Annotated in this window: 14 protein-coding genes; 7 read left to right on the top strand and 7 right to left on the bottom strand. The window is 70.0% G+C overall.

Annotated elements, in window-relative coordinates:
* Nucleotides 1-52 precede the first annotated feature (52 nt).
* From D4740_RS01820 to D4740_RS01805, 4 genes are read left to right on the top strand one after another with little or no spacing between them, the layout of a single operon-like run.
* Nucleotides 53-271: a helix-turn-helix domain-containing protein gene (locus D4740_RS01820; RefSeq protein ID WP_119835203.1), complete on the top strand. Its 219-nt coding sequence runs from the start codon at nucleotides 53-55 to the stop codon at nucleotides 269-271.
* Nucleotides 261-809: a hypothetical protein gene (locus D4740_RS01815; protein ID WP_147392814.1), complete on the top strand. Its 549-nt coding sequence runs from the start codon at nucleotides 261-263 to the stop codon at nucleotides 807-809. The genes D4740_RS01820 and D4740_RS01815 overlap by 11 nt, the downstream gene beginning before the upstream one ends.
* Nucleotides 810-811: 2 nt before the next feature.
* The gene (locus tag D4740_RS01810; protein ID WP_119835201.1) at nucleotides 812-1876 is read left to right on the top strand and encodes a M23 family metallopeptidase; all 1065 of its coding nucleotides are present in this window, start codon (nucleotides 812-814) and stop codon (nucleotides 1874-1876) included.
* 23 nt (nucleotides 1877-1899) lie between these two features.
* Nucleotides 1900-3345, top strand: a complete 1446-nt coding sequence (locus D4740_RS01805; RefSeq protein ID WP_119835200.1) for an AAA family ATPase — start codon at nucleotides 1900-1902, stop codon at nucleotides 3343-3345.
* A 195-nt stretch (nucleotides 3346-3540) separates the two neighbouring features.
* On the opposite strand, the gene D4740_RS01800 is transcribed toward D4740_RS01805, so the two are convergent.
* From D4740_RS01800 to D4740_RS01790, 3 genes are all read right to left on the bottom strand, one after another.
* A complete protein-coding gene (locus D4740_RS01800; protein WP_119835199.1) occupies nucleotides 3541-4833 on the bottom strand; it encodes a polymorphic toxin type 15 domain-containing protein in 1293 nt (430 codons plus the stop codon).
* Nucleotides 4833-5669, bottom strand: a complete 837-nt coding sequence (locus tag D4740_RS01795) for a GAD-like domain-containing protein (protein ID WP_119835198.1) — start codon at nucleotides 5667-5669, stop codon at nucleotides 4833-4835. Before D4740_RS01795 ends, D4740_RS01800 begins: the two co-directional genes overlap by 1 nt.
* Nucleotides 5670-5906: 237 nt before the next feature.
* Nucleotides 5907-6728: a hypothetical protein gene (locus tag D4740_RS01790; RefSeq protein ID WP_119835197.1), complete on the bottom strand. Its 822-nt coding sequence runs from the start codon at nucleotides 6726-6728 to the stop codon at nucleotides 5907-5909.
* A 541-nt stretch (nucleotides 6729-7269) separates the two neighbouring features.
* Between D4740_RS01790 and leuA the strand changes: the two genes are divergently transcribed.
* From leuA to uppS, 3 genes are all read left to right on the top strand, one after another.
* The gene (leuA, locus tag D4740_RS01785) at nucleotides 7270-9063 is read left to right on the top strand and encodes a 2-isopropylmalate synthase (RefSeq protein ID WP_119835196.1); all 1794 of its coding nucleotides are present in this window, start codon (nucleotides 7270-7272) and stop codon (nucleotides 9061-9063) included.
* Between the two features lie 83 nt (nucleotides 9064-9146).
* Nucleotides 9147-9896, top strand: a complete 750-nt coding sequence (gene recO, locus D4740_RS01780) for a DNA repair protein RecO (RefSeq protein WP_119835195.1) — start codon at nucleotides 9147-9149, stop codon at nucleotides 9894-9896.
* A gap of 173 nt (nucleotides 9897-10069) precedes the next feature.
* Nucleotides 10070-10888 carry a polyprenyl diphosphate synthase gene (uppS, locus tag D4740_RS01775; protein ID WP_119835267.1) on the top strand — a complete coding sequence of 273 codons (819 nt, stop codon included), beginning with the start codon at nucleotides 10070-10072 and terminating at the stop codon, nucleotides 10886-10888.
* Here uppS and D4740_RS01770 read toward each other — a convergent pair.
* From D4740_RS01770 to D4740_RS01755, 4 genes are all read right to left on the bottom strand, one after another.
* A complete protein-coding gene (locus tag D4740_RS01770) occupies nucleotides 10885-11322 on the bottom strand; it encodes a Fur family transcriptional regulator (RefSeq protein ID WP_119835194.1) in 438 nt (145 codons plus the stop codon). The genes uppS and D4740_RS01770 overlap by 4 nt on opposite strands.
* Nucleotides 11319-12188 carry a metal ABC transporter permease gene (locus tag D4740_RS01765; RefSeq protein WP_259390597.1) on the bottom strand — a complete coding sequence of 290 codons (870 nt, stop codon included), beginning with the start codon at nucleotides 12186-12188 and terminating at the stop codon, nucleotides 11319-11321. The genes D4740_RS01770 and D4740_RS01765 overlap by 4 nt, the downstream gene beginning before the upstream one ends.
* Before the next feature lie 80 nt (nucleotides 12189-12268).
* Nucleotides 12269-13099, bottom strand: coding sequence for a metal ABC transporter ATP-binding protein (locus tag D4740_RS01760; RefSeq protein WP_259390586.1), 831 nt, complete (start codon nucleotides 13097-13099; stop codon nucleotides 12269-12271).
* Nucleotides 13100-13114: 15 nt separating this feature from the next.
* Nucleotides 13115-14233, bottom strand: coding sequence for a metal ABC transporter substrate-binding protein (locus tag D4740_RS01755; RefSeq protein ID WP_119835191.1), 1119 nt, complete (start codon nucleotides 14231-14233; stop codon nucleotides 13115-13117).
* Nucleotides 14234-14286 lie beyond the last annotated feature (53 nt).

The following is a 14286-nucleotide window of genomic DNA, read 5'->3' as shown; positions in this document are numbered from 1 at the left end:
GTGCGGACTCATGTAGTGTGGCCAACCATGTACCATCGCTTCGGTGCCACCTATGACCCGCGACGGCCTCGACGACCTCTTTGCCGACCTGCCGCCTGTGCTGTCCGTGCCCGAGGTGGCTACGGTCCTGGGCATGACCAAGGCCGGCGTCTACCGCTGGCTGGCCGACGGCACCATCCCCGGCTACAGGGTCGCCAAGTCCTGGTTCATCGTGCGCGACGAGCTCAAGCAGACCCTGCGCCAGGGCAGGAACACCCCCAATGAGGAGTGATGTGCGCCGCATAGTGGTTGCCGCGGCCGCAGCCGTTGTCCTGACTACCTCGGCCACGGCGTGCGGCAGCCAGCAGCAGCCGCCACCCTCAGCCTCGTCGCCGGGCTCGACGACCGAGGCGGCCAGCCCTCACAGCCTGTCCCCGGCTCCCGCCGACGCGGTACCCGATGACGGCGTCGACCCCGGCAGGCACGAGCCTGCCGCGTGGGACGACGCCTCGCGCACGGCTGTCGTTGACGCGGCAGGTGCCGCGATGCGGGCCTTCGCGCGCCCCGATCTCGACCAGGCGTCCTGGTGGGCAGCCATCGAGCCAATGCTGACCCCTGAGGCCCAGCAGGACTACGCCTACGTCCTTGCGTCCAATATCCCGGTTCGCCAGGTCGTGGGCTCCCCGACACTGGCCGACGACACCAGCGCCTACCTGGCGCTGGTCGAGGTGCCCACCGACGTCGGCACCTACACCCTCACCCTGACCAGGACAGACGCGGCCTCCCCCTGGCTCGTCAGCCGCCTCGACCCGCCTGAGGGGGCACACTGAGCATGCGCCGCACGTCAGGAGCCCTCATCGCTGCTGTCCTGGTCCCAGCGCTTCCTCTTGGTCTCCTCCTTGGCCTCCTGCTCCTGGGCGGATCCGGCGGGACCGAGGCACCGGAGTGCGGGGACGACGGGTCAGCAGCGTCAGGCATCAGCATCGACCCGGATACCGTCCCTGACACGACCATCGCCGACTACAGCCACGACCAGCTCGTCAACGCCGCCTACATCGTCAAGGCCGGCAAGGACCTCAGACTGACAGCCAGGGACCAGGCCATCGGCGTCATGACAGCCATGGGCGAGTCAGGCCTCACTGTCATCGACTACGGTGACGCCGCCGGACCCGACTCACGAGGCCTGTTCCAGCAACGGGACAATGGCGCCTGGGGAACGTACCGGGACCGCATGGACCCCTACACCTCCGCCACGAACTTCTTCAAGGCGATGACGGCCGTGGAAGGCCGTGACACCCTCGAACCCACTATCGTCGCCCACCGCACCCAGCGCAACGCCGACCCGTACCACTACACCAGGTACTGGAGCGCCGCGGTGGCTGTCGTCGAGGCCCTCTCCGGCACCGACACCGGGCTCAGCCCAGACGGTGGCACCAAAGCCTGCTCACCCCAGACAACGGCCCCAGGCCGAGTCAACGCCGACGGCTGGGCGCTTCCCAGCACCGGAGCGCTCACCAGCCCCTACGGGTGGCGCACCCACCCCGTCCGCGGGACCAGCGCCTTCCACTACGGCGTCGATCTCGCCGCAGGATGCGGAGCACCGATCTGGGCGGCAAACGACGGGGTAGTCACCGCCCGAGGCTTTGACTCAGGAGGCAACGGATACATCACCATCGACCACGGCGACGGGCTCCAGACCAGGTACCTGCACATGTACGACAGCGGCATGGTCGTCAGTGTCGGAGACACAGTCAGCGGCGGACAGCAGATCGCCGAAGAAGGCTCAAGCGGCCAGTCCACCGGATGCCACCTTCACCTGGAGGTCCTGGTCAACGGCGAGAACGTCGATCCCGCAGAGTTCATGGCAGGCGTCGGAGTCAACCTCGGACAGCACTGAGGACAGCATTGAAAGGAGGAGCAGTGCCTACCACCCCTACCGGACCCTGGCCCCGGGTCGAGGCGACCCTCAACCCCGACGGCACCTCCCAGGTCGTCATCGGTGGTACGTCCCACACGCTCTCGGCCCCAAGTATTGCCGACGCCCGTAACCAGGTGATCTCGCTGGTCGCCCACCACGCTGCCCAGCTCGGCCGCCCCCTGTACGCGCTCACCAGGGACCCCACCGGCACGTGGCCCATCATCATCAGCCCCAACGGCGACGTCGCGCCCGATCCCGAGAGGCGGCCGTCTGCCGAGACCTCGGCTGGTGACTCCTCCGCGCACGAGGCGGGCCGCTCCTCTCCGGAAGGGCCTGGGCCTGTCGGCGGCCTGTCTCCCGAGGCCCCTGCGCCTGCGGACCGCGACGCCAGGACTGCGCCCGACGAGACCGCCTGGACAGACCAGCCCGTCTCCCAGGACCCTGGCCCCGCCGACATGCCTGCCGAGGCCCGGGCCTGGCAGGCCGCCGACGAGGACACGCCTGCGCCCCTGCCCAACCACGGTGAGACCCGGGAGCGACGCAGCTTCCTCAAGGCTACCGAGATCGAGCAGCCTGCCACCCAGGGCTGGCGCGGCCGGGCCTCGCGCCTAGGCGTGCGCATGAGCCCCAGCCCGGCCGAGCGCTCCGAGCGCTCCGACGTCCACGCCGTCTCCCAGCACTGGCCCGGCCCCAGGACAATCGCCGTGGTCAACGGCAAGGGAGGCGCTGGAAAGACCCCTGCCACCGTGCTGCTCAGCGCCGTGTTCGCCCGTCACGGTGGTGCTGGCGTCATCGCCTGGGACGCCAACCAGACCCGGGGCACGCTGGGCTGGCGCACCGACCAGGGACCCCACGAGGCCACCGTGCTCGACCTGCTTCCCCAGGCTGAGCGCCTCCTCGGCACCGGGGCGCAGTCGGCCGACCTGGCCCACTACGTCCACCACCAGACCGGTGACCGCTACGACGTCCTGCGCTCCCAGCCTCTCCAGCTCGCGGCTGACCAGCGTGTCACGCCACGCGACGTCGACCTCATCTGGAGCGTGGTCGGCAAGTACTACCGGCTCGTGGTCATCGACACCGGCAACGACGAGTCCGACCCTGTGTGGCTGCAGGTCATGGAGCACGCCGACCAGATCGTCGTGCCCACCACCACCCGTGCCGACCACGCAGAGGCCGGGGCGCTGCTGCTCGACGCCCTGCGTGGTCGTGACGACCGCTCCCGTCGCCTCGCGGAGAACGCCGTTGCCGTGGTCACTCAGGCCGACCCCCGTGCCAGCAGGAGCGACATCAACGCAGTCATCAATGGATACAGCGACCTCGCCCGCGAGGTCGTCACCATCCCCCACGACCCCGCCATCGTGGACGGTGTTCTGCGGTGGGACAGCCTGCGCCCCACCACACAGCGCGCCTGGCTACACGCAGCCGCAGCCGTAGCAGGAGGGCTGTGAGCAGTCTCTGGCTGCTGTCAGGACGGAGGCGGCTAGTTGCAATACGGGGCAGAGTTACGTGTACAAGTTCTGCCTTGTAGCTGGTAGGCCTGCATAGGCCCGCAGTGTGGGCCGTAAGAACCTGTTAGAACCAGAGGCACTCTGCACGCGTGTCACGGAATACCGTTCCTCGGGGTGCTGTCGTGTGGTTGTGCTTCACCTGTGTAGACCGGGGTCGTGTCTGTGGGCGGTGGTCCTGTGCGGTGGTCTGTCCGTCCGGGGTGGCTCGCCTGTGGTGGGGCCTGCCTGGGGCTGGGGCTGTGCTGGTGGCGTGCGTACGGCGGCGGTGGGCGGGTGGGGGAAGGAGGCCTCGCGCAGGCTGACGGTGTGGGCGGGGTCGGTCCCGGTGGGTGCCTCGCGTGCGGTCCGGGGCTGGTTGCCCTGGCGGGCCGCTTGGACCACGTGGGACGTGATGTCGGCCAGGACCTCCTCGCGGGTGATGTTGTGGCCCGGCTGGCCCGGCCTGTCCGCCTGGGGCGGCCGGGGCGTGGTGGCGCTGGTGCGGGTGGGGCCTGGCCGGGGTGGCCCCGGCGACGGCTGGCTGGTGGTGGGCTGGCCCGGCTGGTGGGGCTGCCCGGCCCCGGGCCGGGTCGTGGCCGAGGGCGCGGGCTCCTGTGCCCGGGTGGGTGGGTGCCAGGGGGTGTGGCCGGTGGCGATGGTGGAGGCGAGGTGGGTGGGGGTCCACGGCGGCCCCCGGGGGCTGGTGGCGCTCACCTGGGCCTGGGTGCGCGGCTCCAGGTGGGTGCGCCCGTGTCGCAGGTCCTGGGCCAGGGTGGGGGAGTCTGTCAGCACCGCGCGCACCAGCAGGCGCACGTGCGGCCTCCGGTCGGCCGGGACGGCCAGGGCGGCCTGCTCCAGGACTGCCACCATGGGCTTGTTCTGGCCCCCGACGGAGGAGTTGACCGCTCCGTGGCCCAGGGAGGGCCAGCCCCCGGCGGCGGCGGGGTCGCCTGGCCCCGCCAGGAGCTGGTCGGGCTCGTGGAGCACCACCAGCGCCCGGTCGATCCTGGCTGTCTCCGCCAGTGCACGCTCCTCGGAGAACTGGTGCACACGAGTCAGGTCACGCACGACCTTCCTCATGAACTTCTTACGGGCAGGCTTGGTGCTGCTGGGGTTGGGTTGGCGTCCCTGTGCCCTGTAGGTGCGGATGCCCTCCAGCAGCCGCTCAGCGCTGAGCAGGGACAGGGCGCTGAGCTGTCGGTCCAGCTGGCGGGTGAACTCAGGTGCCAGGACCCGGGTGGAGTCGTGGTGGCCGGTGTGGAAGAACACCTCCACCGGCACCGCGGAGTGCCACGCCAGCGGGCTGGCAGGCGCCGCAGCAGCCCCCTCCCACACCAGCACGCCCTGCCCACCAGCCCGCCCTGGGGTGAACATGTCCCCAGCCACCAGGGCGGTGCCCCCGCCCCCGTGGCCGAGCCAGCGGGGCCGACCCCGCCGACGCCCGGCCATCAGGACCCCGTCCTCGGTCCGTGGGGACCACCGGCGCCCTCGTCGCTGTCGTCGCCGGGGCCACCAGCACCGCCTGGCCCGCCGTCCCGGCTGGGGTCAGCGCCTGCGGCGATGCTGGCGGCTGCCTGGGCGGCTGCGGCGGAGAAGTCCTCCCACAGGACGTGCTCCTGGGCCTGGGCCAGAAAAGTAAGGTGCGCGGTGGCGTCCTCAATGCCGACCTGGTCCAGGCTGACCCTCCCGGTGAGGCAGTAGGCCGGGGTCAGCCCGTAGACCTGGTCAGCAGACAGCACCCCCAGGTGCTCGATGGCCCAGTCGTCCACTGGGGTCCCGGTGTCGTCGTCCAGGTCCTCCGACGGCAGGGTCAGGGTGGTGGCGCCCATGCGCTCACGCATCACCGGGTCGGCCATGTCCCCGGCGTTGCCGGAGTCGGGGTAGACGACTCCCAGGGCGGGGGTGACGTTCAGGGCGGGGCCGGAGACCTCCCCCCACAGCTCCATGTCTCCCATCGCGGAGCGGGCCAGGCACCACCACCGCTGGTGGGGGAAGGGCACCTCCGTGCCCTCCAGCCACGCCTGGACCACCGGGGCCCACCGGAAGGGATCAGTGAACCACCACCGGCCCTGCCCGAACCCGTCGAACCCGAACCTCTCCCACAGGTGCAGCACCGAGGCCGGAAGCACGCTCTGGAAGTAGCCCACGTGCTCCTGGGTCACCGGGGCACCCACACCCATGGGCGACCACCCCCGCAGCCTCAGCGCCTCCTCCATACGTGCGTCCACCCACTCCGGAGACGCGTGCAACCACGCCTCGTGCCACTCAGCCTCGCTCATCCGCATAACCCAACCGTAACCCAGACCGCCACGACAACGGAGGCGTTTCACCCGGTTGGCATCCCACTTCCCTGGCTATCGTGCCGCCGTGACAGGTTCCGATGCGACTGCTCTGCCGTAGGCCTCCACCACAGCAGTCGCCAGGTTCTCGATCGCGTCACCGACAACAGCTTTGACACCCTGGTCCAGGTAGCACGCAGGATTAATCATGTCCCATCCGGAGCAGCCGTCGTCTGCCATTTGTCAGGCTTTCCAGACGGTGTATCCGGCTACGTGGGGGAGCTGGGCAAAGCTGACCGGCTCGCTCGGGTCGGTGATGAGGAGCTTCCAGTCCCCTTCCTCCCACACCAGCTCGTAGACCGCGGACAGGTTCACCGTCTGACCGCCCGAGCTCCCGGTCACGGCCATGTCGATCCTGGCGGTCGCCCCGTCGTAGGACATGAGGTTGAAGCCCGCTACCTGCAGGCGGGTCCCAGAGGTGTCACTGGTCCCGCTGGAGTCGCTGGAGGCCGATGCCTGTGCCTGTGAGATGAACTCGTCGCGCTCAGGGGTGTCGGCGATGAAGTAGGTGAGCCAGGACTCGATCTTCTCCTCGTCGGCCTCGGTCGCCTGGACGACGGCGTTGGCGGCTGCGTAGAGCGCCCCCTCGGGGGAGTGCTGGAAGCAGTAGCGGTAGCCGGCGTCGGCGGTGGCCCCCGGCCCGTACTCGGCGGAGACGGGGTAGGCCGTGGTTCCCTGGTAGTCCCAGCTGTCGACGTCGGGGGCCTCGACCAGGTCGGCGGTGCCAAGGACCTCCCCCTCAAGGCCGCACACGCTCTGGGTGCCGTCGTGGTCCGGTCCGGCCGTTGAGGGGGGTGGTATCTCTACTGGGCCGGTAGCCTCGGTGGAGGCTGACTCCCCGGCTACGGCCGTGTCCTGCCTGCCGTCTCTGCTGCTCATGGTGTTGGCCAGCGCGAGGGCGGCGGCCACCACGGCGATCACGACCACGAGCGCGGTGGCGGCGATAAAGCCCGGCCGTGTCAACGGGCTGCGACCCTGTGCCCCGGTGCTGTCTGAGGTGCTCATGGTCCTAACCCTAGGATGACGACGAAGCTAACCAGTAACCTACTAGCAGACTCGACGTGGGACACGGGGACGCAGGCCCCGGGTAGCTGCTGCCTGTGCCGCCTGGAGGCCGCTCAGGCTCAGTTTTGTCGCCAGGACCCTCTGGGCGCGTGGGCCACCGAGGTGCGGTCACGGCGGCCCGACAGGGCAGCCTCGGGCATGGGCGTTGCCCGTGCCGCTGCTGCGACGCCGCGGCCTGCACGGGCCAGGGCGGACGAGTACCCAGGGGGACCCTGCGCAGGCCACCATGCCCAGGCCACTCTGTCCAGGCCACTCTGCCCGCCACGCCCCTGCCTGACACGCGGTCCGATTCGCGGTAGGTTGTCTCCCGTGCGTGCGACCTCGTGGCTCCGAGTGAGCCTGCTGCTTAGTCGCCGCGGCGGGGCCTGACCAGGCCGGCACCCCGACCGCGGCTGGCACCGTGCGCCCGGCCGCGACCGCCACGGTCCGATGACCGGCGTCGTCAGCCCTCAGGACCCCAGGACCACTCCAGGAGATGACTATGCGCACCGCGCGTCCCGCACCTCAGCAGCCTTCCGGCATGCCCTACGTCAAGTACCGCCCCTTTCTCGACACGGTCGCCACCGACCTGCCGGACCGAACCTGGCCCTCCCGGCGTATCACCTCCGCGCCTCGCTGGCTGTCCACCGACCTGCGCGACGGTAACCAGTCCCTCATCGAGCCCATGGGGCCCGAGGCCAAGCGGGCCGTTTTTGACCTGCTGGTCCAGATGGGCTTCAAGGAGATCGAGGTGGGCTTCCCCGCCGCCTCCCAGACCGACTACGACTTCGTGCGCTCCCTGGTGGCCGACGGCGCCATCCCCGACGATGTCACCATCTCCGTGCTCACCCAGTCCCGCGGCGACCTCATCGACCGGACACTGGATGCCTGCGTGGGCATGCCCCGGGCCACTGTCCACCTCTACAACGCGATCTCCCCGCTGTTCCGCGACGTGGTCTTCCGCATGGGGCGCGAGGAGGTCCGTGACCTGGCCGTGGACGGCACCCGCCAGGTCATGGCCCGGGCGGAGAAGGTCCTCGGTGAGGACACTATATTCGGCTACGAGTACTCCCCGGAGATCTTCATGGACGCCGAGCGGGAGTTCGCCCTGGAGGTCTGCGAGGCCGTCATGGGCGTGTGGGAGCCCGCCGAGGACCGCGAGATCATCCTCAACCTGCCCGCCACCGTGGAGCGGGCCACGCCCAACGTCTACGCCGACCAGATCGAGTGGGTCAGCAGGAACCTCAGCCATCGTGAGCACGTGTGCCTGTCCGTCCACAACCACAACGACCGGGGCTCGGGCGTGGCCGCAGCCGAGCTCGGGGTGCTGGCCGGGGCGGACCGGGTGGAAGGCTGCCTGTTTGGCCACGGGGAGCGCACCGGCAACGTCGACCTGGTGACCCTGGCCCTCAACCTGTTCAGTCAGGGCGTGGACCCTATGCTCGACCTCTCACGCATCGACGAGGTCCGTCGCACCGTGGAGAAGGCGACGCAGATGAACGTGCCGCCGCGCACTCCCTACGTCGGCGAGCTGGTCTACACCTCCTTCTCCGGCTCTCACCAGGACGCCATCAAGAAGGGCTTCGCCGCCAGGGCTGCCCAGGTCCAGGCCAGGGTTGAGGAGGGCATGGGCCAGGACGAGGCCGAGGTGGCTGTGCCCTGGCAGATGCCCTACCTACCGATCGACCCCCACGACGTAGGCCGCTCCTACGAGGCGGTGGTGCGGGTCAACTCCCAGTCCGGCAAGGGCGGGGTGGCCTACCTGCTGGGGGCGACCCAGAGGCTGGACCTGCCCCGCCGTCTCCAGATCGAGTTCTCCCGTATCGTCCAGCGCCACACGGATACCTACGGCGGGGAGGTCGACGCCACCAGCCTGTGGCGGATCTTCGCTGACGAGTACCTGCCCGCCGCGGCCGTGCCCAACCGGGACGGCCTGGAGGATCTAGAGCCCTGGGGACGCTACGCCCTGGACGGTGCCACCCTGACCTCCGCCGGGGAGGGGGAGCGCTCGGTGCTCACTGTCACGGTCACCGACAACGGCCAGCGCAGGCTGCTGTCGGCCGAGGGCAACGGCCCCCTGGACGCGTTCGTGGCGGCCCTGGAGAGCACGGGCATCCAGGTGCGTATCCTCGACTACGTTGAGCACGCCCTGTCAGGAGGCCGCGACGCCCAGGCAGCCTCCTACGTGGAGTGCGAGGTGGAGGGCCAGGTCCTGTGGGGGGTGGGGATCGACCCCTCCATCACGACCTCTTCCTTCAAGGCCGTTATCTCCGCCCTCAATCGGGCGCTGCGCTGAGCTGTGCCCCGGGCCCAAGGCGCTGCTGCGGGACCCGGAGCCGGGACGCGTGGCGGTGCGCCGCGCCGTGGCACACTAGGGCGGTGACACGCAGGCTCTACCGGGACGAGGCCGTGGTGCTGCGCACCCACAGGCTGGGGGAGGCCGACCGCATCGTCGTCCTGCTCACCCGCCACCACGGGCAGGTCCGCGCCGTGGCCAAGGGGGTGCGTCGCTCCTCCTCGCGCTTCGGGGCACGTCTGGAACCCTTCTCTATGGTTGACGTCCAGCTCCACGCCGGGCGCAGCCTCGACGTCGTCACCCAGGTGGAGACCATCGACCCCTTCAGCCGTGCCATCGCCGCTGACTACATGATGTTCACCTGCGCCACCACCATGGTGGAGGCTGCTGAGCGTCTCAGCACTGACGACGGCGACCTGGGGACGGAGGCCAGCCCCCAGCAGTACCTGCTGCTGGCTGGCGCCCTGGCGGCCATGTCCCGGCGCAGGCACGCCCCCGGCCTGGTCCTGGACTCCTACCTGCTGCGCTGCCTGGCCCTGGGGGGCTGGGCACCGTCCTGCTACGACTGCGCCGTGTGCGCGGCGCCCGGCCCCCACCGGTTCTTCCACGTCCAGACAGGGGGCGCCGTGTGCGAGTCCTGCCGCAGCGCGGGAGCAGTGGAGGTCGAGCCGGGTACGATGGTGCTGCTAGGTGCGCTGCTGTCGGGGGACTGGCCGGTCGCGGACGCCTCGGCACCCAGGCAGCGCTCACAGGCCTCCGGCCTGGTCTCGGCCTATACCACGTGGCACCTGGAACGTCGCCTGCGCTCCCTGGCGCTGGTAGAAAGGGGATGACTGTGGCACCTGGGCACACCGCTGAGGCGGGGACAGGCCACGCAGGGGCCGGAGGTACAGAGACCGAGCCGGGCAGCGGCGTCGGCCCTGAGGACGGTGCCGTGGCCCAGTCGGGTCTTGACCGGCTCAAGGCCGCCGCGTCGCGCGGCGAGCCGCTGCTGAAGTCAGACATCATGCAGGCGGCCCCGCTGCACCGCCCCGGTCTGGAGCCCCCTTCTCTGGCTCCTGACAGGCTGCCCGGGCACGTGGCGATCGTCATGGACGGCAACGGGCGCTGGGCCAACGCCCGTGACCTGCCTCGCATTGAGGGCCACAAGGTGGGGGAGGCCAACCTCCTGGAGGTTGTCGCCGGCGCCGTCGAGCTGGGGATCAACGAGCTCAGCGCCTACGCCTTCTCCACCGAGAACTGGAGGCGCTCCCCGGCCGAGGTGCGCTTCCTTATGGGGTTCGCCCGTACCGTGCTGCGTGGCCAGCGCGACCTGCTCAACTCCTGGGGAGTGCGCGTGCGCTGGGTGGGGCGGGCCCCACGCCTGTGGAAGTCGGTGCTCTCCGAGCTGCGGGCCGCTGAGCGGCTGACCGCAGGCAACACGACACTGACCCTCAACCTGTGCATCAACTACGGAGGACGTGCCGAGATCGCCGACGCGGCCCGCGCCATCAGCCAGGAGGTGGCGGCAGGCCGCCTCAAGGCCTCGGCGATCACTGAGAGGACGATTCAGCGTCACCTGTACGCCCCCACCATGCGGGACGTGGACCTGTTCATCCGCACCAGCGGGGAGCAGCGGACCTCTAACTTCCTCATGTGGTCCTCGGCCTACGCGGAGCTGTACTTCACGGACCTGGCCTGGCCGGACTTCGACCGGCGCGAGCTGTGGCGGGCCTGCGAGTCCTACGGCAGCCGTGAACGGCGTTATGGCGGTGCCGTTGACAAGGTAGGGGACAAGCTGGAGGAGACGGCAGCGCCAGTTGAGGAAGCAGAGGCTGACGTCTAGGCCTCCTCCCGGGCCTTGCCCTCGTCACCGTCTGCGGAGCAGTCCGCGCACAGGCCGAAGAACTCCGCAGTGTGCTCCATGGCGGTGAAGCCATGCTGGGCTGGGACCCGCCTGATCCAGGTCTCCAGCTCGCCACCGGCCACCTCTACGGTGAAGCCGCATCGTCGGCACACGATGTGGTGGTGGTGCTCGACCCTCTCGCAGGCGCGGTAGAGCACCTCACCCTCGGTGCCGCGCAGCTGGTCCACCTGGCCGGAGTCAGCCAGGGCCTGAAGGTTGCGGTAGACGGTCGCCAGCCCCACCTTGGTGCCCTCAGCCTCCAGGGCGGAGTGGATCTGCTGGGCGGAGCGGAACTCGCTGGTGCGCTTCAGGATGTCAGCCACCGCTGCGCGCTGGCGGGTGGCACGTGGACGAGGAGCGCTCTTCTGGCTCATCGCAGGACCTCCTGACGACGTCGGGCCCTGTGCGCCCGGTGGGCGAAGCGTACCGCTCCGCTCAGGACCGCGACTGTCCCGTAGGCCCCCACGAGGAGGATGACGATGACGGCACCGGGGGACAGGGGGAGGACGTAGGTGATGGTCAGCCCGGTGACGCAGGCTGCCACTCCCAGCGCCATCGCCAGGTGCATTGTGCGGGTGAAGGAGGTGCAGACCAGCTGGGCGACAGCGACGGGCACGATCATGACGGCAGAGACCATAAGGGCGCCGACGACCCGCATGGACACCGACACCGTCAGGGCGGCGACCACGGCGATGATGATGCTGAGCGTGCCGGTGGGCAGCCCGCACGCCCTGGCCAGCTCCTCGTCGTGGCACAGGGCGAACAGCGGGCCGCGCAGCCCCAGGCCCACGAGCAGGACGCCGAGAGCCAGCACGATGGTGAACCAGGTGTCCGTCACCGAGACCGTGGAGATGGAGCCGAACAGGTAGGAGCTGAGGTTGGTCGTGGTCCCCCCGGCGAGTGCGATGAGGACGACGCCGCCAGCGATGCCACCGTAGAAGAGGATGGCTAGAGCGACGTCCCCCCGGGTGCGGCCTCGTGCCCGTATGACCTCGATGAGGACGGCTCCCAGCACGCTGGCCAGGATAGCCCCGGGCACGGCCAGGGTGTCGTGGGGGGAGACGTTGGCTGCGGCACCGGCCAGCCAGCCCAGAGCGATCCCTGTCAGGGCGATGTGGCCGATGCCGTCACCCAGGAGGGCTAGGCCCCGCTGGACCAGGTAGGTTCCCACCACCGGCGCGGCCAGGCCCACCAGCACCGCGACGACAAGCGCCCTCTGCATGAGCGGGCTGGCCAGCATCTGGCTCAGTGTCTGGAGCGGTGTGTGGGGCAGTGAGGACAGAAGGTCCGCGGAGAGCCCTGGGGAGGTCACCGAGGTCGTCATGGTCGCTCCTGCGGGTCGCTGCCGGGCACGACCCGGCCGTCGGACAGGAGCACCCTGCGCCCGATGATGTCAGTGAGCTCGCCCGTCTCGTGCAGGACGGTGACCAGGGTCAGGCCACCTTGGTGCAAGGTGGCGAGGGTGCTCGCCAGGGACTCGCGGCTGGCCCGGTCGATTCCGGCCAGGGGCTCGTCGAGGACGAGCAGGTCGGGATCGCGGACCAGGGCGCGGGCGATAAGGACTCGCTGGGCCTGGCCTCCGGAGAGGACGTGGACGGGGTCCCTGGCTCGGTCGGCCAGGCCGACGACCTCCAGGGCGTCCATGGCACGCTGCCGGGCGCGTCTGCCCCGGTCGCGCCAAGGGTGGCGTGGTCCCAGCAGGCCCGAGCCCACTACCTCCAGCGCGGTGGCGGGAACCCCGGCAGAGGTCGTGACCCGCTGGGGGACGTAGCCTACGCGGTCCCACGGCACCCGGCTGCGCCGGGAGACGTCGGCCCCCATGAGCTGCACGGTCCCGCTGGCCGCGGGTACCAGGCCCAGGACCGTCCTGACCAGGGTCGACTTGCCCGAGCCGTTGGAGCCCAGCAGGGCCACCGACTCCCCGGGAGAGACGGTGAGACTGACGTCGTCCAGGACGACAGCCGAGCCCAGCACCACGCTAACCCGGCTCACGCGCACCGGGTCCGGCGACGCGTCTAGCGGGGAAGAGTGCGCGTGTCGTCGGTGTGCTGACGCTCGGGCTGCCTGACCGGCGCTGGCGCCAGCATTGTCGGCGGTCCTGGCGCTGGTCCCCTTGTCCTCACCGGTCCTGGTCGGCATGGCGGCTCTCATGCTGGTACCACGCACTTACTGACAGGACAGTCCGGAGCGCAGCGCCTCCAGGTTAGTGCTCATGACGTCAACATAGTCGCCGTCGGCGGGTGCGGACTCGACAGGGCTGAGGACGGCGGTCGTGGTACCGGTCTCGCTGGCCAGCGCCTCGGCTGTCCTGGTGGAGACCAGCTCCTCGGTGAAGATGGTCGTGGTCCCGGTCTCCTCGACGACCTCCTTGATCTCCGCCAGCTCGGCGGGGCTGGGCTCGGCCTCGGGGTCCAGCCCGGACACGGAGGCCTGGGTGAGGTCGTAGCGGTCAGCCAGGTAGCCGAAGGCGGCGTGGGAGGTGACGAAGGTGGTGCGCTCACACTGGTCGAGTCCCTCGGTGTAGCTGGTGTCCAGGTCTGTCAGCGTGATCGTGAGGGTCTCCAGGTTGTCCTCGTAGTCGCCCGCGTGGTCCGGGTCCGCGGTTGCCAGCGCCTCCTGGACGGCTCCTGCGGTAGCAACCATGCGCTGCGGGTCGAGCCAGAAGTGAGGGTCGGTCTCCCCGTCCTCACCAGTGGCGTGGTCGTGCTCGTCGGCGTCGTGCTCGTCGGCGTCGTGGCCGTCGGCCTCCTCGGCCTCGTGGTCGTGCCCGGCTCCCTCGTGGTGGACCAGGTTCGCAGCTTCGCCCAGGTCCAGGACGGTCGGCCCGGAGACCTGGGAGACAGCCTCGTCCAGTGAGGGCTGGAAGCCTGGGACGTAGGCGATGACGTCAGCGGCCTCCAGGGCGGTGACGTCCTTGGGGGAAAGCTCGTAGTCGTGCGGCTCGACACTGGTGGGAGTCACCGACGTGACCGTCACGTGCTCCCCGCCCACTGCTGTCGCCAGGTAGGCGATAGGGTAAAAGGAGGTAGACACGGCCAGGGTGGCGTCGGTGTCCGAGCTGCCTGCGGCAGTCTGGGAGGCGCTGGTGTCCTCGCCGCTGAGGGCGGAGCAGGACGACAGGCCTGCGGCCAGGACGAGCGCGGCGGTGCCCGCACCTAGGCGGTGGGCGGCAGGGCGTGAGCGGCGTGCTGCCGACAGGTGTCTGTCCTGGATACTGGCGGGTGCGTGCGCGTCGTCGCGCAGGGTACGTGAGGCCGGGGAGGCAGGCTCGGTCTGAGACTTCATGGGAATCATTTTCATCATGTGCCGTGGACGCGTCAAACCAGGCAGCCGGTCAG

This window comes from Actinomyces sp. 2119 (genome assembly GCF_003591215.1).
Classification (GTDB): Bacteria; Actinomycetota; Actinomycetes; order Actinomycetales; family Actinomycetaceae; genus Actinomyces; species Actinomyces lilanjuaniae.
Note: the sequence above shows the minus strand (reverse complement) of the source record. Positions and strands in the feature narration are given on the sequence as shown.

What these genes read in the sequence shown, in the direction of transcription:
- D4740_RS01820 (WP_119835203.1), top strand. Translation starts at nt 53, where the DNA reads ATGACCCGCGACGGCCTCGACGACCTCTTTGCCGACCTGCCGCCTGTG.
- D4740_RS01815 (WP_147392814.1), top strand. Translation starts at nt 261, where the DNA reads ATGAGGAGTGATGTGCGCCGCATAGTGGTTGCCGCGGCCGCAGCCGTT.
- D4740_RS01810 (WP_119835201.1), top strand. Translation starts at nt 812, where the DNA reads ATGCGCCGCACGTCAGGAGCCCTCATCGCTGCTGTCCTGGTCCCAGCG.
- D4740_RS01800 (WP_119835199.1), bottom strand. Translation starts at nt 4,833, where the DNA reads ATGGCCGGGCGTCGGCGGGGTCGGCCCCGCTGGCTCGGCCACGGGGGC.
- D4740_RS01795 (WP_119835198.1), bottom strand. Translation starts at nt 5,669, where the DNA reads ATGCGGATGAGCGAGGCTGAGTGGCACGAGGCGTGGTTGCACGCGTCT.
- D4740_RS01790 (WP_119835197.1), bottom strand. Translation starts at nt 6,728, where the DNA reads ATGAGCACCTCAGACAGCACCGGGGCACAGGGTCGCAGCCCGTTGACA.
- leuA (WP_119835196.1), top strand. Translation starts at nt 7,270, where the DNA reads ATGCGCACCGCGCGTCCCGCACCTCAGCAGCCTTCCGGCATGCCCTAC.
- uppS (WP_119835267.1), top strand. Translation starts at nt 10,070, where the DNA reads ATGCAGGCGGCCCCGCTGCACCGCCCCGGTCTGGAGCCCCCTTCTCTG.
- D4740_RS01770 (WP_119835194.1), bottom strand. Translation starts at nt 11,322, where the DNA reads ATGAGCCAGAAGAGCGCTCCTCGTCCACGTGCCACCCGCCAGCGCGCA.
- D4740_RS01765 (WP_259390597.1), bottom strand. Translation starts at nt 12,188, where the DNA reads ATGCTGGCCAGCCCGCTCATGCAGAGGGCGCTTGTCGTCGCGGTGCTG.
- D4740_RS01760 (WP_259390586.1), bottom strand. Translation starts at nt 13,099, where the DNA reads ATGAGAGCCGCCATGCCGACCAGGACCGGTGAGGACAAGGGGACCAGC.
- D4740_RS01755 (WP_119835191.1), bottom strand. Translation starts at nt 14,233, where the DNA reads ATGAAGTCTCAGACCGAGCCTGCCTCCCCGGCCTCACGTACCCTGCGC.